The 18,070-nt window shown below is 66.6% G+C and carries 18 protein-coding genes and 1 pseudogene; 7 read left to right on the forward strand and 12 right to left on the reverse strand.

Annotated features, from left to right (window positions below; all coding sequences use genetic code 11):
* Positions 1–82 precede the first annotated feature (82 nt).
* Positions 83–2,350, forward strand: a complete 2,268-nt coding sequence (tatC, locus tag CRO01_RS12230; protein WP_097009433.1) for a twin-arginine translocase subunit TatC — start codon at positions 83–85, stop codon at positions 2,348–2,350.
* A 78-nt stretch (positions 2,351–2,428) separates the two neighbouring features.
* On the forward strand, positions 2,429–2,602 hold the full coding sequence (locus tag CRO01_RS12235; protein WP_097009434.1) for a ribbon-helix-helix domain-containing protein: 174 nt from the start codon (positions 2,429–2,431) through the stop codon (positions 2,600–2,602).
* A 27-nt stretch (positions 2,603–2,629) separates the two neighbouring features.
* Here the strand turns inward: CRO01_RS12235 and CRO01_RS12240 are convergent, their stop codons facing one another.
* From CRO01_RS12240 to CRO01_RS12250, 3 genes are all read right to left on the reverse strand, one after another.
* Positions 2,630–3,397: a 23S rRNA (uridine(2552)-2'-O)-methyltransferase gene (locus CRO01_RS12240; RefSeq protein ID WP_097009435.1), complete on the reverse strand. Its 768-nt coding sequence runs from the start codon at positions 3,395–3,397 to the stop codon at positions 2,630–2,632.
* Between the two features lie 99 nt (positions 3,398–3,496).
* Entirely contained in the window at positions 3,497–4,153 is a 657-nt protein-coding gene (locus tag CRO01_RS12245; protein ID WP_097009436.1) for a lactate utilization protein, read from the reverse strand.
* Between the two features lie 86 nt (positions 4,154–4,239).
* Positions 4,240–4,443, reverse strand: coding sequence for a hypothetical protein (locus CRO01_RS12250; RefSeq protein ID WP_097009437.1), 204 nt, complete (start codon positions 4,441–4,443; stop codon positions 4,240–4,242).
* A gap of 120 nt (positions 4,444–4,563) precedes the next feature.
* Between CRO01_RS12250 and CRO01_RS12255 the strand changes: the two genes are divergently transcribed.
* Together CRO01_RS12255 and CRO01_RS12260 are read left to right on the forward strand one after the other, a co-directional pair.
* Complete coding sequence (locus tag CRO01_RS12255) at positions 4,564–5,307, forward strand: DNA polymerase sliding clamp (RefSeq protein ID WP_097009438.1); 744 nt, start codon at positions 4,564–4,566, stop codon at positions 5,305–5,307.
* A gap of 132 nt (positions 5,308–5,439) precedes the next feature.
* Positions 5,440–6,399, forward strand: a complete 960-nt coding sequence (locus CRO01_RS12260; protein WP_097009666.1) for a C-terminal binding protein — start codon at positions 5,440–5,442, stop codon at positions 6,397–6,399.
* A 50-nt stretch (positions 6,400–6,449) separates the two neighbouring features.
* Here CRO01_RS12260 and CRO01_RS12265 read toward each other — a convergent pair whose 3' ends face one another.
* Positions 6,450–7,034 (reverse strand): DUF7474 family protein, encoded by a 585-nt coding sequence (locus CRO01_RS12265; RefSeq protein WP_097009439.1) that lies wholly within the window; start codon positions 7,032–7,034, stop codon positions 6,450–6,452.
* Positions 7,035–7,163: 129 nt separating this feature from the next.
* Here CRO01_RS12265 and CRO01_RS12270 point away from each other — a divergent pair, with 129 nt between their 5' ends.
* The gene (locus CRO01_RS12270; RefSeq protein ID WP_099458953.1) at positions 7,164–8,210 is read left to right on the forward strand and encodes a DNA primase large subunit PriL; all 1,047 of its coding nucleotides are present in this window, start codon (positions 7,164–7,166) and stop codon (positions 8,208–8,210) included.
* Here CRO01_RS12270 and CRO01_RS12275 read toward each other — a convergent pair whose 3' ends face one another.
* Positions 8,211–8,459: a DUF7472 family protein gene (locus CRO01_RS12275; RefSeq protein WP_097009441.1), complete on the reverse strand. Its 249-nt coding sequence runs from the start codon at positions 8,457–8,459 to the stop codon at positions 8,211–8,213.
* A 255-nt stretch (positions 8,460–8,714) separates the two neighbouring features.
* On the opposite strand from CRO01_RS12275, the gene CRO01_RS12280 reads away from it, so the two are divergent.
* Positions 8,715–9,383: an SWIM zinc finger family protein gene (locus CRO01_RS12280; RefSeq protein ID WP_245838545.1), complete on the forward strand. Its 669-nt coding sequence runs from the start codon at positions 8,715–8,717 to the stop codon at positions 9,381–9,383.
* 59 nt (positions 9,384–9,442) lie between these two features.
* On the opposite strand, the gene CRO01_RS12285 is transcribed toward CRO01_RS12280, so the two are convergent.
* Positions 9,443–10,756, reverse strand: coding sequence for a cytochrome P450 (locus CRO01_RS12285; protein WP_097009442.1), 1,314 nt, complete (start codon positions 10,754–10,756; stop codon positions 9,443–9,445).
* A 144-nt stretch (positions 10,757–10,900) separates the two neighbouring features.
* On the opposite strand from CRO01_RS12285, the gene CRO01_RS12290 reads away from it, so the two are divergent.
* Positions 10,901–11,548, forward strand: coding sequence for a hypothetical protein (locus CRO01_RS12290; RefSeq protein WP_097009443.1), 648 nt, complete (start codon positions 10,901–10,903; stop codon positions 11,546–11,548).
* Between the two features lie 7 nt (positions 11,549–11,555).
* Here CRO01_RS12290 and hjc read toward each other — a convergent pair.
* The 6 genes and pseudogenes from hjc to CRO01_RS12320 form a co-directional block, all read right to left on the reverse strand.
* Positions 11,556–11,978: pseudogene (gene hjc, locus CRO01_RS12295) on the reverse strand (Holliday junction resolvase Hjc); the annotation flags it as partial.
* 101 nt (positions 11,979–12,079) lie between these two features.
* Complete coding sequence (locus CRO01_RS12300) at positions 12,080–13,771, reverse strand: Na+/H+ antiporter NhaC family protein (RefSeq protein ID WP_097009668.1); 1,692 nt, start codon at positions 13,769–13,771, stop codon at positions 12,080–12,082.
* Positions 13,772–13,970: 199 nt separating this feature from the next.
* Positions 13,971–14,933 carry an ornithine carbamoyltransferase gene (argF, locus tag CRO01_RS12305; RefSeq protein WP_097009445.1) on the reverse strand — a complete coding sequence of 321 codons (963 nt, stop codon included), beginning with the start codon at positions 14,931–14,933 and terminating at the stop codon, positions 13,971–13,973.
* Positions 14,930–16,018, reverse strand: a complete 1,089-nt coding sequence (locus CRO01_RS12310) for a [LysW]-lysine hydrolase (protein WP_097009446.1) — start codon at positions 16,016–16,018, stop codon at positions 14,930–14,932. Before CRO01_RS12310 ends, argF begins: the two co-directional genes overlap by 4 nt.
* Positions 16,015–17,151 carry an aspartate aminotransferase family protein gene (locus CRO01_RS12315; protein WP_097009447.1) on the reverse strand — a complete coding sequence of 379 codons (1,137 nt, stop codon included), beginning with the start codon at positions 17,149–17,151 and terminating at the stop codon, positions 16,015–16,017. Before CRO01_RS12315 ends, CRO01_RS12310 begins: the two co-directional genes overlap by 4 nt.
* Positions 17,148–18,020, reverse strand: coding sequence for an acetylglutamate/acetylaminoadipate kinase (locus CRO01_RS12320; RefSeq protein WP_097009448.1), 873 nt, complete (start codon positions 18,018–18,020; stop codon positions 17,148–17,150). The genes CRO01_RS12315 and CRO01_RS12320 overlap by 4 nt, the downstream gene beginning before the upstream one ends.
* Positions 18,021–18,070 lie beyond the last annotated feature (50 nt).

Below are 18,070 nucleotides of genomic sequence, written 5' to 3' on the forward strand. Positions count from 1 at the left end.
CGCATTATAGGCCTTTTTACTGACCCGAAGAGGGCCCGGAGAAGAAGATTGATAACGGCAAGCCAGTTACTTCCCGGTAGCTATGAGTTCGGCCGTCGACGAGGACACAGTCCAGACCGTCCAAGCCGGCCGCGAGACGATCGCGGGCGTGCTCTCGTCGGCCCAGACACACCTCCAGAAAGCCTTTATCGCCTTCGTTATCGGCATGATGGGGACGATCTGGGCGATGCGGGCGTTCGTCTGGGAGTTCCTCGAAGCCAACACCAAGTCCCGCATGGGTCCCCAGACGGCCGAGGTCACCGATATCGTCGTCCGGACGCCGTTCGACGTCATCCTGTTGCAGGTGAAAATCGGCCTCGCCGTCGGCATCCTGTTTGCGGTACCCGTCCTGCTGTACTACGGTCGCGAGGCGATCGTCGAGCGCGCCGACGCGACGGTGCCGATCAACAAGCGCCGCGTCGTCGGCTTCGCGGTCACGTCGGTCACGCTGTTCGTCGGCGGCGTCATCTACGCCTACGGGGTCTTTTTCCCCTACATGTTCGAGTTCTTGGCTAGCAACGCCGTGCAGGCCGGCGTCAAGCCAAGTTACGGCATCGTCGAGTACACCGAGTTCATCCTCCTGTTGAGCCTCTCTTTCGGCCTTGCCGCCCAGCTTCCCATGGCGATGGCCGTGCTGTCCTACACCGAGATCGTCCCCTACGAGACGTTCCGGGACAAGTGGAAGTACGCCGTGCTCGGCATCTTCGTCTTCGGCGCCGTGTTCTCCCCGCCGGACCCGTTCACGCAGGTGATGTGGGCGCTCCCGCTGGTCGCGCTGTACGCCGCCAGTTTGGGGCTCTCGAAGCTCATCACCAACGTCAAACGCGCCGGGCGGGCCGCAGACCCAGCCGAGGCACAGAAGTTCCGCCGCCGCGGGAAGGTGCTCGTTGCCGCGCTCGTGGCCGCCTTCGTCGGGACGCTCGCCTTCCTGTCGGCCGGTGGTCCCGAACTCGCCAACCAACAACTGCTGCCGGCGCTCCCCGATATGATCCGGCCGGCCGGCGAGTTCGTCGCCGGCGATTCGCTGGCGCGCCTCTGGGCGGCGACGAAAGTCACCGCGGTCGTCGGACTGCTGGGGATCATCTACAACACGGCTCGCGTGCTCCGCTCGCCAGTCCAGCCGCGTCGTCCCTCGCGGTCGTCGAGTTCGAGCGACGGTCCCGCACCCGCCAGTGCGGGCGATCCGTCTGACCTCGACCTCGACAATCTCGACGCCGCCGGCGTTCGGGCCGCCCCGCCACAGACGTTCCTCTCGCTGACCGAAGACGAGGCCTTAGAGCGCGCGCGAACGGCGATGGACGACGACCACCCCGAGAAGGCCCAAGCGATCCTCGACCGGTTCGACGAGGTCGAGGCCGCCCACGATGACGCCGAATCGGGTGACGGCGATGCAAACGCCGCGGCGGCCGATTCCGGGGACGAGGACGATGGCAGTCTGGTGACCGGTACCGCCGCGGGGATGATGGACGCCTTTACCGAGGACGAGACGACCGAAGAGGAGATCGGCGGCTACTTCTACGATCTCCAGTTTATCTTCTCCAGCCTCACCTCGAAGCTGTTCCGCATCGTCGGGCTCGGCATCGCGGTGTTCGTCGGCGTGTTCGTCTGGCTCTACTCCGGCGGGATCGGCGACATCCGCGAGCTGTTCCTCTCGCAGGTCCCCCCCGAACTGCGACCGACCGAGGCGGGCTCGCAGGTCGCGGGCGGCGCCGGCGAGATCATCGCGCTCCACCCCGTCGAGGTGCTGATCTTCGAGGTGCAGGTCAGTACGATCCTCGCGGTCGTCGTCACGCTCCCGATGATCCTCTACTACGCGTGGCCCGCCTTAGAGGAGCGCGGGCTCGTCGCCCAAGGTAAGGTCTCGCGGTCGGTCTTTTTCCTCTGGGGCGGCTGTCTCGTCGGTGGCCTGATCGGCGGGAGCCTGCTGGGCTTTTTCGTGATCGCGCCCGAGCTCATCTCCTACTTCGTCGCCGACGCGAAGGCCGCGGGGATGATCGTCTCCTACCGGCTCAGAAACTTCTTCTGGCTGATCTTCTCGCTGACCATCGGGATCGGCCTGCTGGCGAACATTCCCGTGACGATGCTGCTGTTCGCCCGCAGCGGCGTCGTCTCGTTCGGGGCGATGCTCAAGCGCTGGCGGGTCGTCGTCCTCGCCATCTTTGCGATCGCGGGCGTGGCGACGCCCAACGGCATCCTGACGATGCTGCTGTTTGCCGCCCCGGTCGCGCTCGCGTACCTGCTCGGACTGGGCGTGCTGTGGATCGTCACGCTGCCCGGACGGCTCCGCGGCCGCGGCGGCTCGCCGGCCTGATCGACGCCGCCGGCCGATCGCATTCGGTAGTGCGGCCGCTGTCGCCAGTTTGATGCCGACCCGACAGTATCACTCCGTATGCCAAAGATCAGCGTCGAGATCCCTCAAGAACTCCTCGCCGACCTCGACGAACACGTCGGTGACGACGGCAAGTACGTCAACCGCAGCGAAGCCGTCCGCGCGTCGATCAGGAAGAACCTCGATATTCTCGACGAGATCGACGAACGTCACGGCCGGCTAGACGAAGAGTAACGTCGTCCGTCCTACACCGCCCGGTTCTCAGTCGATCCGCTCGGCGAAGCCAAAGCGCTCTTTGATCTCGTCGACCCGGACCCGGACCGTCTCGCCCGTCTCGGCGCCGGGGACGAACAGCCGGAACCCTTCGACGCTGGCGATGCCGTCGCCCTCGCTGCCCACGTCTTCGATCTCGACTTCGAGTTCGTCGCCGGCGCTGACCGGCGCGGTCAGCCGGCTCTTGGCGACCAGATACACTTCGGAAGACTCGTCGCGGCTGGCGTCGGGCGCCATCGTCCGGACGTACTTGAACTCCTCGTCGATGTCCTCGCGCAGTGGTTCGAGGTCCTGTCCTTGGAAAATCTTCGCCGCGAAGTCGCCGCCGCTGTCGAGCACTTCCAGCGCCGTCTCGAACGCCTGCCGGGCGAGGTGGGCCGAGCGGGCGTGATCGAGGTTGTACTCGCCGGTCATGTTCGGCGCCATGTCCGAGACGACGGCGTCGACCTTGCCCGCGATCTCGACGACCTCTTCGCGGGTGCTCTCGTCGGTCATGTCCCCGCGGACGTACTCGACCTGCGCGTCGGCGTCGACGGCGTCGACCCGCTGGCGGTCGACCGCGATCACGGTTCCCGTCTCACCGACTTTCTCGGCGGCGACTTCCGTCCAGCCGCCGGGCGCGGCGCCGAGGTCGACGACGACATCGCCCTCCTCGATGAGATTTTCTGCGGCGTCTAACTGCTTGAGCTTGTAGGCCGCGCGGGTCCGATACCCCTCCTGCTTGGCCTTGTTGTAGTAGTGGTCTTTCCGGGCCATCTGATTGCCCGTAGTTGACCCTCAGCGGGTTTACGCGCTTCGCTCGGCGGCGAGCGGGCAGAGAAAACGAGTGTCCGAGACGTGGCGCCGCGGCGCCGATCAGTAACCGAGCTGGTCGCGGACGAGCACGAGCGTCGTGCGTCCCTCTTCGAGTTCCTGTCGGAAGATGAGCTGCTTGGCGATCGCGGAGTCGACGCCGTAGGCCTCCTGTGCGCGCTCGTTTTCGAGCGGATACGCGACGTCTTCGAGCCGGTCGAGCGCGTCCGAGAGCGTCGGGACGATCTTGTTGACGCCGCTGACGATCACGACGTTGCTGGCGGCGAAGGGGTAGGCGCCGATGCGACTGCCCGAGCGGTCGGCCGCGACGAGTTCGCCCGACTGGGAGATAGCGTTGATGCCGCCGAGGAAGTAGTCGGCCGTCTGTGACTCGCGGCGGGCGGCCTGTCGCTCGGCGTCGTCGTCGATGCTCCAGATCTCGTCGGGCAGGCTCTCCCACTCGTGGTCCCCCTCGCCGAGATACTCGACGAAGCCGATCTCTTCGAGCGTCGTCGAGTGGCCGTTCATCACGGATGCGCCGGCGGGAATCTCCGATTGCACCGCGTCGAGCGCCTCGTCGGCGTCGTCGACCACGACGACCTCGAACCCGTTTGCTTCGAGGTTTGCGACCGTCTCTTCGACTGTCTCGTCGGAGGGAAGTTGGTCGAGCGTCGCGTCGATTTCGGCGTCGTCTACGTAGTCGGATTTCTGCGACATGATCGTACCACCCGTTGTGTCGGTAGCGTCTTAACGTCTCGCGGACACCCGCGTCAGGTGGTTACGCCGGTGTTACTCCCCTCGATCGGTCAGGCTCTCGCCCGGACGAGCGTCACGACCACGGCGACGATGGCGGCGCCGACACCGAGCCACCACGGGAGCGAGCCAGTCGGGGCGCCGAACTCACCGCCTTGGCTGGTGTAGTACGCCGCGTACGCCGCGGCGCCGACGCCGAGGAGCAGTATCGCCGCAGCGATTGACGAGTCGCGCGCGTCGCTGAGCGTGATTCGCATACACGAGAATTATTGCCGAAACGACATAAATATGGGTCTCGCTGCGGCGCTGTGGAGTCCTCGCACGCGCGAGCGCGAACGCGGGGGTTTTTATGCCGGGACGCTAAAAATTCGACCAATATGTTCAAGGCGATCGTCAGTGCCGAGACGCTCGGGACGGCGCTGGACTCCGTGAGCGTGCTGGTCGACGAGTGTAAGATCCATCTCGAAGAGGACGGCATCGCCATCCGCGCCGTCGACCCCGCGAACGTCGGCATGGTCGACCTGTCGCTCGACGACGCCGCCTTCGAGTCCTACGAGGCCGACGGCGGCATCATCGGCGTCAACCTCTCTCGCCTCGAAGACATCGTCGGGATGGCCGACTCCGGCCAGCTCGTCGAACTCGAACTCGACGAGGAGACGCGAAAGCTCCACATCCAGATCGACGGGCTGGAGTACACGCTCGCGCTGATCGACCCCGACTCGATCCGACAGGAGCCCGACATCCCGGATCTCGACCTGCCCGCCGAGGTCGTCATCGAGGGCAGCGACATCAACCGCGCGGTCACGGCCGCCGACATGGTCTCCGACCACATCGCGCTGGGCGTCGACGAGAGCGCCGAGACGTTCTACGTCGAAGCCGAGGGCGACACCGACGACGTTCACTTCGAACTCGACCGCGAGGATCTGATCGACCTGCAGGCCGGCGAGGCGCGCTCGCTGTTTAGCCTCGACTACCTGAAAGACATGAACAAGGCGATCGCCAAGGACGGCGAGGTCACGACCGAACTCGGCGAGGAGTTCCCCGTCAAGATGCACTTCGACATCGCCGAGGGGCAAGGCAACGTCACGTTCATGCTCGCGCCGCGGATCCAGTCGGACTGATCGCGCGAGTTTCGCCCGTTTTCACTCGCTGGGGTCCGCAGAGTCATTTATTAGCGTCCCATCGAAATGTCCATGCAGGCGGCCCGGTCCCCCGATATCGCGGTCGGGCCGCACCCGCCGTTCGATGTACTCATGACCACGACAATCGCAGTCAGCGACACGCCGTTTATCAAACAGGACGTCGTCCGCGACGAACTTGCACCGATCGACCACGAACTCGAACCGATACCGACGGGCGACCGGGAGGCGATCGTCGACGCCGACCCCGAAGCGCTCGTCCTCGACGTCAACACGGGCGTCGATGCCGACCTCGTCGACCGCCTCGACGCCCTGCAGATCGTCGCCCGCGCGGGCACCGGCTTCGACAACGTCGACGTCGAGGCCTGCCGTGACGCCGGCGTCGAAGTTGTCAACGTTCCCGGCTACTCCACGAACGAGGTGGCGACACACGCGTTTTCCTTGCTACTCGCCTGTCGCCGCACGCTCGTCGAGTACGACCGCGATGTCAAGACCGAGGAGTGGAACTGGATGCCGGACCGTCCATTCCCCCGGTTTTACGGCTCCACGCTCGGCGTCGTCTCCTTCGGGACGATCGCCCAGCGACTGGCCGATCTCACCGCCGGCTTCGACCTCGATCTGGTCGTCTACGACCCCTACGTCGACGAGGAAACGACCGACGAGTACGACGCCGACCTCGTCGAGTTCGAGGAGTTGCTCGACCGGGCCGACGCCGTGACGATCCACGCGCCCCTGACCGAGGAGACCCGCGGGATGTTCGACGCCGAGGCCTTCGAGCGCATGGCCGACCACGCGATCGTCGTCAACGTCGGCCGCGGCGGCATCGTCGACGAGGACGCCCTCTACGAGGCGCTCGTCGACAGAGAAATCTTCGGCGCCGGGCTCGACGTGATGGACGAGGAGCCCCCGACCGGCTCCCCGCTCTTAGAGCGCGACGATGTCGTCCTGACGCCACACGCCGCGTGGTACTCCGCGGACTCCCATCAGGATCTGAACGAAACGGTCGCAGGCGACGTTCGCCGCGTGCTACAGGGTGAAGAGCCCGAAAATCCCGTCCAGCCGAAGGGCTGGTGAGGTGCGATTACCGTCGAGAATCGCGGCGTCGGGGCGACCGGCCGTAACTACTAGTTCCGGTCGATGACCGACTTCGCCGCAGTCGCTTTTTCCTTCCAGCCGTAGCCCTGCTCGTAGACGTGGCGCTTGCTGTCGACAAGTTCCTCGGGTGTTGCCTCCTCGAAGCCGCCCCGCGCCCACGTGCCGGTCTGGTGGAGCCACTCGACGACGTTTTCGCGCGTTTCGTCCCACGAGAGCCCGACCATCTCGTACCACGCGATCAGCGCGAACACGCTGTTGTCGTGACAGCCGGGGACGCTGCCTTCCTCGTAGATCGTCTTGATCGGGTCGTGAGTCGGCGTGCTGACGCGCTCTTTGCGCTCCTCGGGCGTCAGCAGTTCGAGCACGTCGTCGTCCTCGCGGACGCGGTGCTCCCGGCGCAACTGGGAGAGCGCGGCGGCGTGCAGGCCGCTCCAGCGCCCGTCGACGGCCTCCCGAAGGGCTGACTCGGGACGGGGCTCGGCCGAGAGGACCGCGAGCACGTCGGTGTAGGCCTTCTCGACGGTTTCCCAGTCGGTCCCCGAGAACCGACAGCCCGGCTCGTGGAGATCGTTGGTCGTCCGGCAGTCTGGACAGGGATACCCGAAGTACGGCACAACACGCGTTGCTACGCTCGGCACGGCAAAAGGATGCCGATTGCTTACCGGCCGGGCCGGCAGTCTCCAGATCGGCGTCGCCCGCGCCGATCGGTCGTTTTATCGGTGCCCAACCGAAACGGCAGGCCGATGAAGCGGCTCCACGCGCGGTATCCGTTCCTCGATGCCGCCCGCGAGGCGGTCGAACTCGCCGAAGTCGACCTCGCCGAGCTGGTGCTCCGCGACGACGGCGCCGCCGCGGTCGATCGGGCCGTCGAGCGCGTCGACGCCGCGCTCTCGGGCGAGTCCGTCGGGGCGCCACATCGCCGTCCGCGCGTCGAACTGCTATCGTATCCGATCGCTCGCGTGCTCGTCTCGCTCGTCGACGAGCCGGTGTTGCTCCGCAAGTACGCCCACGCCGAGGCTTCGACCGCCCGCGAGCGCTTCGAGGCCGACGCCGACGACGACGCCGAGCTAAAGAGCACGAGCGGCTCGCGGATGACGATCGACCGGCTGCTCGCCGACTTCGATCTGGCTGGCGACGTTCGATCGACCGGCGACGACCAGTATCGCGTCGCGGTCGGTCCCTATCTGCGCCTGTCTGGACAACTCGACGGCGCGGAGTGGCGACTGGCGACGCGCGCGCTCGGCGACGGCGAGGTACCCGTCGAGGAAGCGGAACTGCGTGACTTGCTCGAAGCAGCGATCCGCGAGCGCGTCGCAGACGGGCTCCCACTGCCGGTGCCCGATCCGATCGCGGAGGGTCTCTCGGACGCCGTCGAGCGCATCGAAGAATCGCTGGCCGACCGCCAGCTCAGCACCGACTTCGACGCCGTCGTCCCCTCGCTGTTCCCGCCCTGTATCCGGGCCTTACTGGAGCAGGTCGACGACGGCGAGTCGATCGACGAGCCCGGTCGGTTCGCGCTGACTTCGTTCTTGACGAGTCTCGGAATGGCGCCCGACGCGGCCGCCGATCTCGTTGCGGGCGCGACCGTCGGCGGCGAGTCGATCCGCTATCAGGCTGCCCATCTCGGCGACGAGGACGACCCCGGCTACGCGCCACCCAGTTGCAACTCGATGGTCGCTTACGGACTCTGTGTCGACAAAGACGAACTCTGCGAATCGGTCGAGCACCCGATCACGTACTACGACCGGCGGCTCGACGACGCCGACACCGCGACTGCAGAATCGGAGTAATTAGGCCAGTTCCGGCGTCTCGTCGTCGTTGTCCTCGTTCGCCGTGACTTTCGTTGCGAGCAGGTAGCCGGTGACGGCCATCAGCAGAATGAAGCCGACGATCGTTCCGACCAGCAACTGCCCGCCTTGGGCCGTCAGGCCGCCGTCGGCCGAGTAGCTCGCGCCGACCGCCATCATCGCACCGATCACGACGGCCAGCCCGCCGACCGAGACGCCGATCTCGATCTTTTGCTCGCGCTCTATGTCCATACCTGTTGGAACCCCCGGCCCGGCAAAAAGGGCTTCGGTGGCGTTCTCTCGGCGTAAACCGGTCGGCTCACCGCCCGAGACACTACCACTCGTTGGATTCGAGCCAGCCGCGGCATCGAACCCTCGCACGACCACAAACTGCACCGGAAGTGAAGGGGGTTCGATTGGTCTCTTTTCCCCGAATATCGGCGTATGAGGGATGCTATCCTTATTTCGACTGGAAGACTTACCCGGCTGGATCCCCTATGACATACTATGACGCAAACCGAACACACACCAGCGTCAGACCGGCGAAGGCGGGGGATCTCGAGGGGCAAGAGCGGCGTCGACGAGCGCACGCGGCGGGCGTTCACCGAGCGGATGCGCGTCACGGCGATCGGCGGCGGCACCTACGAGGTCGACAGCCAGAGCGGGCACAGCTACCTCGTCGATCTGGAGGGCGGTCGCTGCACCTGTCCGGACCACGTCTACCGCGGCGAGCGCTGCAAGCATCTCCGCCGCGTCGCCATCGACGTTTCTGAGGGCCGGGTTCCGCCGCCCGGGAAGATGGCCGTCGACTGTGCGGTCTGTGGCGTCGAGTTGTTCGTCGACGAGGGCGCCCACGCGCCACACCTCTGTGGCGACCACGAGTTCGGAGTCGGCGATCTGGTCTACGACCGCGAGACGGGGAACCGGGTGCTCGTCGTCGGAACGCCCGAGCGCCGCGCCGACGACATCTCGATCCGGCGCGGACACTCCGTCGCCGACCACTACTCGAACGCCGACTATCCCGAGGACGACGCCGTCGTCGCGGCCGTCTACCCCCAATCGCTCCAGTTCACGGCGGACGGCCCGGTCCCGCCGTCGCTGACGGTCTACACGTTCCCGCGCTCGCGGCTCTCGCCGTCGCCGCCCGAGCGGTCGGCGGCCACAGCGGCGCCCTGACGGCGATTCGCGGCGGCTTCAGCCAGTTGATCTCCCCCGCCGGCTGCCCACCAGCGTTGTCACCGCGGCTCGATCCGCACGTCGACGCCGTCTTTCGGATGCATCGTCAGCGATCCTCGGAGGTCCAGTTCTCCGTCGTCGACTCGGTCCAGCCGATACTCGCGGGCGATCGTCGCCAGCACGATCGTCGCCTCGGTCAGCGAGAACTGCTTGCCGATACACGAGCGCGGCCCGGCGCCGAAGGGGAAGTAGGCGTAGGTCGGATGATCGCTCTCGGCCCAGCGCTCGGGGCGGAACTCCTCTGGTTCCTCGAAGTACCGCGGGTCCCGGTGGGTCGCCCACTGCGACAGCATGACGAGTGAGCCTGCAGGAACGTCGTAGCCTTCGATCTCGACGTCACGGTCGGGCTGGCGGAACATCGCGTACACCGGCGGGTACAGCCGCATCGCCTCGTCGAGCACGTTGCGGACGTAGGACAGCTCGCGCACGTCGGCGAACGTCGGCCGGCCGTCGACGACCGCGTCGATCTCCTCGTGGACCTTCCGCTCGACTTCGGGATGCTCCGAGAGCAGGTACCACGTGTACGTCAGAGCGAGCGCCGTCGTGTCGTGGCCGGCCAGCAGCATCGTCATCAGCTCGTCACGGACCTGTCGATCGTCGATATCGCCGTCCTCGCGGGCGCGCAGGAGGATCGACAGCAGGTCGCTCCGGTCTTCGACGGCGTCCCGGCGCTCGGCGACGATGTCGTCGATGACCCCCTCCAACGTCTCGATGGCGGCGTGGTACTGGCGGTTCTCCGGCGTCGGCAGCCAGTCGGGGACGACGGCGCGACGCGGTTCCGGCTCGAAGCGCCGCCCCAGCGGTTCGAGGTTTTCTTGGACGATCTGCGTCCGCTCGGGCCCGAGGTCGGCGCCGAACATCGCGTCGACGATGATCTCGACGGTGAGTCGCGCCATCTCGGACTCCACGTCGCGCACCTCACCGGGCTCCCAGCGCGCTGTCAGCGCCTCGGTGCGCTCGGCCATCATGTCCGCGAGGCCGGCGACTCGGTCGGGCGCGAACGCCGGCTGGGCCAGCGTGCGCATATCGCGCCAGAACGTCCCTTCGCTCAGCAGCAGGCCCTGCCCCAGCAGCTCCTCCATCGCGTCGGTCTGGAAGTCGGGCTTGCTGAATCGGTCGGCCTCGTCGACCAGCACCTGCTCGACGCCCGCCGGCGTCGTCACAAGATAGGTCTGCTGGCGGCCCAGCCGGAACTGCGCCACGTCGCCGTAGGCGTCGCGCAGGTCGGTCGCAAACCGAAACGGGTCGCGGGCGTAGTACGGCGTCGCGCCAACCAGCGGGAGGTCCTGTGGGCCGGGCGGCTTCGGGTGCATCGTACGGGAGCTTTGACTGGACAGGTATGAATCGCTCGCTGGTCCGTGAACTGACAGGAACTGCACTGTCGATCGGTCACGAATGGATCTTACACCGAACGGTGATTCAGTAGAATTAACTCACTTGCAAAGCGGATGCGTACCATGTCCCCTCCGACCGACGGTAACCGCCCCGACGCGGGCGTCGCCGTCGCGCAGCGCTATCTCCGGCGTGAACGCCCGCTCAGCGCGCTCGTCGCTATCGTCGTTGCCTCGCTGTTCATCGGAGCGTACCTGTTGACCTCGCTGGTACCCGCGGTCGCCGTCGCCGCGGTGCTGGCCGTCGTCGTCCGCGCACCGGTGCTTCGACCGCACGGAACGGTTCGACTCCGCAGCGACGACGACCCAGAGACAGTACGCACTGCGTTTGCGGGATCGACGCCGCCGGTGCTCGTGTTCCAGTGGGGTATCGCGGACGACGTGACCACGGACGACGACACGGCAACGTACTCCACGTCGTATCTGTTCGGCCTGCGTTCTGCCGATGTGACCGTTCGGACACACACTGAGACGACGACACGCGATGGCGCTCGTGTCGAGCTGAAAGTCACGGCGAGCAATCAGCCGTGGGCGACGTACACTGCGTCCATCCGTGCGGATGGCGATCAGACGCGTATCGATGTCGAATACGACTCCGACCGACGCTTCGGTCTCCGACGCCTTCCCCAGCAACTGTTCGCACACAGATACAGGGACGAGGCGCTCGAAGCGCAGGGGTACACGGTCGTCGAGCGCGAGTCGAACCTTCGATGAGCCCTTACTCGCCCACGTCGTCCAGCCGCGCCTGACTGGAGTGGCCGGTCAGCTCGTCGAAGTCGGTGCCGTCCGAGAGCGCGGTCTCTTTTTTGACGCGGTAGTTGCCGCCGTCCGTGGTGTACAGATCCGCCGGGTGGAAAAAATACCAGTCCTCGCGGTCGAACCGGACGCCGATGCGGGGCTTGGCGCCGAAGTTCTGCGAGAAAAAGACCAGCGCCTCGACCTCCTCGCCGGTGAGATAGATCGGATCGCCGGCGCTGGACTTGGCTTCGATCGCGTAGAAGTCCTCGCCGTTGCCCGCCAGCGCGTCGGGCAGTTCCCGCTCCGTTGCGCTCCCGCTGGCCGGCGCGCGCATCACCGCGAAGCCGGCCTCGTCTAACTTGTTGACGAGTTCGCGCTCGCGCCGGTCGCCTTTCGCGTTCGACATTGACGGAAGGTGGTTCGGGCGACTCTTGAACCCAGTGATTGCGGGGACGGCGCCGAGGGGAGGGACGACGCCGCGTCAGTTCGTCCGTCGCCGCACCGGCGTCACGCCCCGAGCGTCGCAAACGCGAACACGAGCGCGAAGTACGCGACGACGACGGTGATCGCCGTCACCGTCACCGGCGAGACGTGATCGTAACTGCCGTTGTTGCCGTCGACCTCGCCCGAGGAAACGTCCTCGATATCGACTTCGCCGGCCTCGATGGCGTCGCGGGTCGGCATCACCTCGGGGAGGCCCTTGCGACGCGCGTCGAACTTGTTGAGCGCGATGACCGCGACTGTGGTCAGCACGAACGCCAGCGGGAGTGCGACGATCGGACTCCGCAGCCCGAAGCCGTACAGCACCAGCACGATACCGGTGACGCCGGCGGCCGTCGCCGCGAAGGGGATCTGCGTGTTGACGTGGTCGATGTGGTCCGAGCCGGCGAAGATCGAGGACATCACCGTCGTGTCGCTGATCGGCGAGCTGTGGTCGCCCCAGATGGCGCCGCCGAACAGCGTCGCCACCAGCACCGGCAGCACCTCGGGGCCGACGAGCTGGAAGCCAAGCGGGATCGCAAGCGGCGTCAGAATCGCCATCGTCCCCCACGAGGTCCCGGTCGTGAAGGCGACGAACATCGCCGCGATGAAGATGATCAGCGGGAGGAAGCTCCCGGGGATGCCGCTGCCGACCATTATCTCGACGATGAACTCGGCGGTGCCGACGTTCTCGGCGGCCAGCCCGATCGCCCACGCCAGCACGATGATCGCCAGCGCGATCATCATCGTCTTGAAGCCGTCGATGATCGTGTCGCTGGCCTCCTCTAAGTCCATCGTCCGGAAGCCGACCGCGCCGACGAACCCGGTCAGCATGAACGCGAAGGCGCCGTACAACAGCCCGAGCGCGACATCGGTCTCTCGGAACGCCTCGGCGATGTCGACGCCGGGCTGGTGCCCGCCGCCGAGATACCACATCGAGACCAGTCCGACCACGAGCAACACCAGAATGGGCGCGAAGAAGTTCACCAGCGTCGGGTTCTTCTCGCTCGGCTCGCCCACGTCGGCCGAGACATCCGACAGCGGCGTCGCGTCCTCCCGGATCGTGTTCCCGGTCGAGCGCGCCCGCCACTCGGCGTCGAGCATCGGCCCGAAAAACCGCTGGGTGATCGCGATGAACCCGACCATGAAGAAGGCCATGAAGCAGTAGATGTTCCACGGGATCGACTGCAAGAACAGGCCGAAGGCCGTCACGCCCAGCTCGTCGGCGGTAAAGGACGCGGCCTCGAACCCGGTGATGATCATCGACACCTGAAACCCGATCCAGTTCGACACCGGGCCGAACGTCGTCACGGGCGAGGTCGTCGAGTCCAGCGTGTAGGCGTGCATCTCGCGGGACGAGTTGTTGTCCTGTGCGAGCTCTCGCGTCGCGTTGCCCGTGACGACGGTGCTGGTGTACGAATCGAAGAAAATGAACACGCCGATCAGCCACGTGAGGATCTGGGAGTCGCGGGCGGTCGTCACCCGGTCGCCGATCCAGCGTTCGAGCGCCAAGATCCCGCCCGATCTGTGGATGAACGCGGCGCCGGCGCCCATGAACAGGATCAGAATGATGAACTTGGTGTCGAAGGGGGATCTGACGACTTCGACGAGCCAGTCCATCGTCAGCGCCGTGGCGCCGATCGGGTTCCACTCGGCGACCAGCAACGCCCCGATCCAGACGCCGGCGAACAGCGAGATCAACACCTGTCTGGTGGTCATCGCCAGTACGATCGCCAACAGCGGCGGCGCCAGCGCGAGCACGCCGAAGTGTTCGGCCATACGAAGGTATGGACCGATGTATATAATAAAAATTGGGGCAAGTTATCGCAGTACCGACCTCTCTGCTGGCCCAACCGGGGCCTTCGGCTACTGATTCGCACGAAACAGAAGGAAAACTCGTCAGCCGTTCGCCGCAGTGCTACTCTTGATCGAGCAGCCAGACCAGCAACCCTTTCTGGGCGTGCAGGCGGTTCTCGGCCTGATCCCAGACCGCGGCGCTGTCGGACTCCATGACGTCGTCGGTGATCTCCTCGCCCCGATGGGCGGGCAGGCAGTGCATCACCGAGGCGTCGTCGGCGTGAGCGAGCAGGTCGTCGCCGACCTGGAACCCCTCGAAGGCGTCCATCCGAACGTCGCGTTCGTCCTCTTGGCCCATGCTGATCCACACGTCGGTGTAGATCACGTCGGCGTCGGTGGCGGCTTCGACCGGATCGGTCGTGATCGTCGGATCGCCGCCGAGGTCGCGGGCGCGCTCGACCACGTCGTCGTCGATGCCATAGCCTTCGGGCGTCGCCACCGTCAGGTCGATGTCGGTCAGCGCACAGCCCAACATGAACGACTGAGCGACGTTGTTGCCGTCGCCGATCCACGCCGCCTGCACGTCCTCGAAGCTCCCCTCGTGCTCGCGGATCGTCAGCAGGTCCGCCAGCGTCTGGCAGGGGTGGGCGTCGTCGGTCAGTCCGTTGACGACGGGCACGTCGGCGTAGCGTGCCAGTTCGACGGCGTTGGCGTGCTTGAACACGCGGGCCATCAGCACGTCGACGTACCGCGAGAGCGCCCGCGAGGTGTCGCGCAGGGGCTCGCCGCGGCCGAGCTGGATGTCGTCCTCGCCGAGGAAGATGGCGTGGCCACCCAGCTGGGTCATTCCCGTCTCGAAGGAGACGCGGGTTCGCGTCGAGGGCTTTTGGAACAGCATTCCCAGCGTCTGCTGATCGAAGTCGTCGTGCGGCCCCTCGGCCTCGAACTCGGCTTTGTACTCGGCGGCAACGTCGAGCACCTCGTCGAGTTCGTCGCCGGTGAGGTCGTCGATGTCGAGGAAGTGACGAGCCTCCGAGTCGCCGTACTTGCCGGGCGCGCGCCGGCTGTCACGAGCGTCGCTCATTTGTCACCCTCCTGAAGCCGCTCGGCGACATCGACGAGCACGTCGACCGATCGGTCGTACTCTTCGAGCGCGAGGTGTTCGTTGGGCGCGTGGTCGAGATCCGAGTCGCCCGGGCCGTAGGTGACCATCGGGCAGTCCCAGTGCTGGGCGAACACGTTCATGTCGCTGGTGCCGGTCTTGCGCAGCAGGCGCGGGTCGCCGTCGGCCTGCCGGATCGCAACGCGGAACGCCCGGGCCACCTTCGTCCGGGAGCTTTGCATCACGGGCTCGACCTTGTCGTTCCAGTGGACGCTGCCGACGCCTTCGAGGTAGCCGTCGGCGATCTCGCGGACCTCCTCGACGGTGAGCCGCGGCGGAACGCGCAACTGGACCTCCATCGTCGCCTCGACGGAGAGGCCGTCCTCGGTCAGGCCGCCCTTCATCTGGGTGGGCTTGGGCGTCACCTGCTCGAAGACGGGCCCCCACTCGTCCTCCTCGAACTCGGCTTCGACCTGCGACCACCAGCGAATCGCGTCCTGCACGGCGTTGTTCTCGGGCCGCGAGCTGTGACCGGACTCGCTGGTCGCCACGTAGGTACCAGCGAGCAGGCCGCGATAGCCCAGCGTGATGCCGTTCCAGCCGCTGGGTTCGCCGTTGACGACGGCGTCCGGGCCGGAATCGCGGTCCTCGACGACGTGGCGCGAGCCCCGGGAGTCGACCTCCTCGCCGGTGACGCCGATGAAACTCACTCCCGTGCGGACGGCGGCGACGGCCATCGCGGCCAGCGGGCCGGTGGCGTCGACGCTCCCGCGGCCCCACAGCGCCTCGCCCGCGCGGATGCCCTCGTCGTACTCGCTGTCGTCGATCCGGACGGGGATGTCGCCCGGGACGGTGTCGAGGTGAGAGGTCAGTAAGACTGAATCGTCGGCCGGCGCGCGCACGTTGCCGATGTCGTCGATCCAGACCTCGCGGTCGTGGGCCTCGAAAAAGTCGACGAGTCGTTCGGCGACGGCGTCCTCCTCGCCGGTCGGCGAGGGGGTCTCGACGAGGTCGACCAGTAGATCGCGCGCGTCGTCGGCCGAGATGGAGGCGACTGCGGCGCTCACGAGCCATCACCCAGTTCGTCGACCAGCGCGTCGACCACCTGATCGGCGTGCTCGCGCTCGATGGTCAGCGGCGGCAGCAGTCGGAGCACCGACCGGCCCGCGGGCAGCGCGAGGATGCCGTGGTTCAGCGCGAGCTGCTTGAGTAAGCGATTCGAGCCGCGCTTGACCTCGACGCCGACCATGAGCCCCTCGCCGCGAACGTCCCGCACCGTGTCGCCGAGTTCGGCCTCGATCTCCTCGCGCAGGTACGAGCCGACTTCCGCGGCGTGGGCGGGGACCTCTTCGTCGACGATCGTCGAGACGGTCGCCTCGGCGGCGGCGCTGATGACGGGGCCGCCCGAGAACGTCGAGGCGTGCGAGCCGTAGTTCTCGGCGATCCAGTCGCGACACAGCGTCGCACCGATCGGGAAGCCGTTGCCCAGTCCCTTCGCGCTGGTGAGGATGTCCGGGACGACGCCGCTCTGCTCGGCGGCCCACAGCGTGCCCGTCCGGCCCATGCCGGTCTGGACCTCGTCGAAGATCAAGGCGGCGTCGTTAGCCTCGGTCTCCTCGCGAGCGGCTTCGAGGAAGGACTTCTCGGCGGGGTTGATGCCGCCTTCGCCCTGGATCGGTTCGACGATCACCGCGGCGGTGTCGGCGTCGACCGCCTCGCCCAGCGCCTCGGGATCGTTGTAGGGAACGAACTCCACGTCGCCGATCAGCGGCTCGTAGGGCTCCTTGTACTTGTTCTTCCAGGTGGTCGCCAGCGAGCCCATCGTCCGGCCGTGGAACCCCTGCATCGTGGCGACGATCTTCGAGTCGCCCGTTGCGCTCCGGGCGAACTTCAGCGCGGCCTCGTTGGCCTCGGTGCCGGAGTTACAGAGCCACGTCTTGTCGATGCCGTCGGGCGCCGTCTCGGCCAGCAACTCGTAGATCGCCGTCCGGGACTCGACCGGGTAGGACGCCTGCACGTAGGTCAGGTCGTCCAGTTGGTCGCGCACCGCGGCGTCGACGGCGTCGTGGCTGTGTCCCAGCGGGACGCAGGCGTAACTGGCGCCCATGTCGAGGAACTCGTTGCCGCCGTCGTCGTACAGGTACGGTCCGTCGCCCGATTCGATCTGGATCGGCTTCTCGTTGAAAATGAATCCGCTCATTGTTCTGTCTCCGCTTCTGGTTCGGCGTCCGCATCGTCTGCAAGCGCGCTCGCCGCGATGTGCGTGCCGCCGCCATCGACGGCCGACAGCACCGGCTCCTCGGCGTTGGCGTCCGCGACGACGACCTCGTCGGCACCGTCCGAGAGGGCTTCCTTGGCGGCCATGACCTTCTTGGTCATGAACCCTTCAGCGGCGTCCTCGATCAGTTCGAGCCCGGCGGGGTCGTCGGCCGTCTCGATCAGCGTCGACTCGTCCTCGGGATCTTCGAGGATGCCGGGCACGTCCGTCAGCACGACCAGCGTGGCGTCGAGCGCGCCCGCGACGGCCGCAGCGGCGCGGTCGGCGTCGGCGTTGACGGCAGTGTACCCGCCCGACTTCTCTTCGCCGAGCATCGGCACCGTGACGACGGGGGTGTACTCGCCGGCAAGCAGCGTCTCCAGCAGATCGGCGTTGACATCGGTGATCTTGCCGGAGTGGTCGCCGCGCTTGATCTTCTTCTTGCCGTCCTCGACGACGCGCACGGCCGACTTCCGGCGGCCCGAGAGCACCTTCCCGTCGACGCCGGAGAGCCCGACCGCGTTGACGCCCTGATTCTGCAGCGCCTCGGTGAGGTCGGTGTTGAGCTTGCCCGGCAGCACCATCTCGAACACTTCCATCGTGCGCTCGTCGGTGAACCGTCCGACGACGCCGCCCGGCGTCTCGACGTAGGTCGGCTCCTCGCCGAGTGCTTCGAGCGTGTCGTCGACGGCCGTCGAGCCGCCGTGGACGACCACCACGTCTTCGCCCTGCGATACGAGTTCCGCAACGTCGGCCAGCGCTCCCGCGGGGTCGACCGCGCGCGCGCCGCCGATCTTGAGTACCGTTGTCATGAGAATCTCCTTGTTGTACGTTGAAATCAGGCCGTCGGATTCAAAACTGA

Origin of the sequence: Natronoarchaeum philippinense, assembly GCF_900215575.1 — an archaeon.
Taxonomy (GTDB): domain Archaea; phylum Halobacteriota; class Halobacteria; order Halobacteriales; family Natronoarchaeaceae; genus Natronoarchaeum; species Natronoarchaeum philippinense.

What these genes read in the sequence shown, in the direction of transcription:
- CRO01_RS12300 (WP_097009668.1), bottom strand. Translation starts at nt 13,771, where the DNA reads ATGACCACCAGACAGGTGTTGATCTCGCTGTTCGCCGGCGTCTGGATC.
- CRO01_RS12260 (WP_097009666.1), top strand. Translation starts at nt 5,440, where the DNA reads ATGACCACGACAATCGCAGTCAGCGACACGCCGTTTATCAAACAGGAC.
- CRO01_RS12290 (WP_097009443.1), top strand. Translation starts at nt 10,901, where the DNA reads ATGTCCCCTCCGACCGACGGTAACCGCCCCGACGCGGGCGTCGCCGTC.
- CRO01_RS12320 (WP_097009448.1), bottom strand. Translation starts at nt 18,020, where the DNA reads ATGACAACGGTACTCAAGATCGGCGGCGCGCGCGCGGTCGACCCCGCG.
- CRO01_RS12255 (WP_097009438.1), top strand. Translation starts at nt 4,564, where the DNA reads ATGTTCAAGGCGATCGTCAGTGCCGAGACGCTCGGGACGGCGCTGGAC.
- CRO01_RS12275 (WP_097009441.1), bottom strand. Translation starts at nt 8,459, where the DNA reads ATGGACATAGAGCGCGAGCAAAAGATCGAGATCGGCGTCTCGGTCGGC.
- CRO01_RS12250 (WP_097009437.1), bottom strand. Translation starts at nt 4,443, where the DNA reads ATGCGAATCACGCTCAGCGACGCGCGCGACTCGTCAATCGCTGCGGCG.
- CRO01_RS12240 (WP_097009435.1), bottom strand. Translation starts at nt 3,397, where the DNA reads ATGGCCCGGAAAGACCACTACTACAACAAGGCCAAGCAGGAGGGGTAT.
- CRO01_RS12315 (WP_097009447.1), bottom strand. Translation starts at nt 17,151, where the DNA reads ATGAGCGGATTCATTTTCAACGAGAAGCCGATCCAGATCGAATCGGGC.
- argF (WP_097009445.1), bottom strand. Translation starts at nt 14,933, where the DNA reads ATGAGCGACGCTCGTGACAGCCGGCGCGCGCCCGGCAAGTACGGCGAC.
- CRO01_RS12235 (WP_097009434.1), top strand. Translation starts at nt 2,429, where the DNA reads ATGCCAAAGATCAGCGTCGAGATCCCTCAAGAACTCCTCGCCGACCTC.
- CRO01_RS12270 (WP_099458953.1), top strand. Translation starts at nt 7,164, where the DNA reads ATGAAGCGGCTCCACGCGCGGTATCCGTTCCTCGATGCCGCCCGCGAG.
- CRO01_RS12285 (WP_097009442.1), bottom strand. Translation starts at nt 10,756, where the DNA reads ATGCACCCGAAGCCGCCCGGCCCACAGGACCTCCCGCTGGTTGGCGCG.
- tatC (WP_097009433.1), top strand. Translation starts at nt 83, where the DNA reads ATGAGTTCGGCCGTCGACGAGGACACAGTCCAGACCGTCCAAGCCGGC.
- CRO01_RS12280 (WP_245838545.1), top strand. Translation starts at nt 8,715, where the DNA reads ATGACGCAAACCGAACACACACCAGCGTCAGACCGGCGAAGGCGGGGG.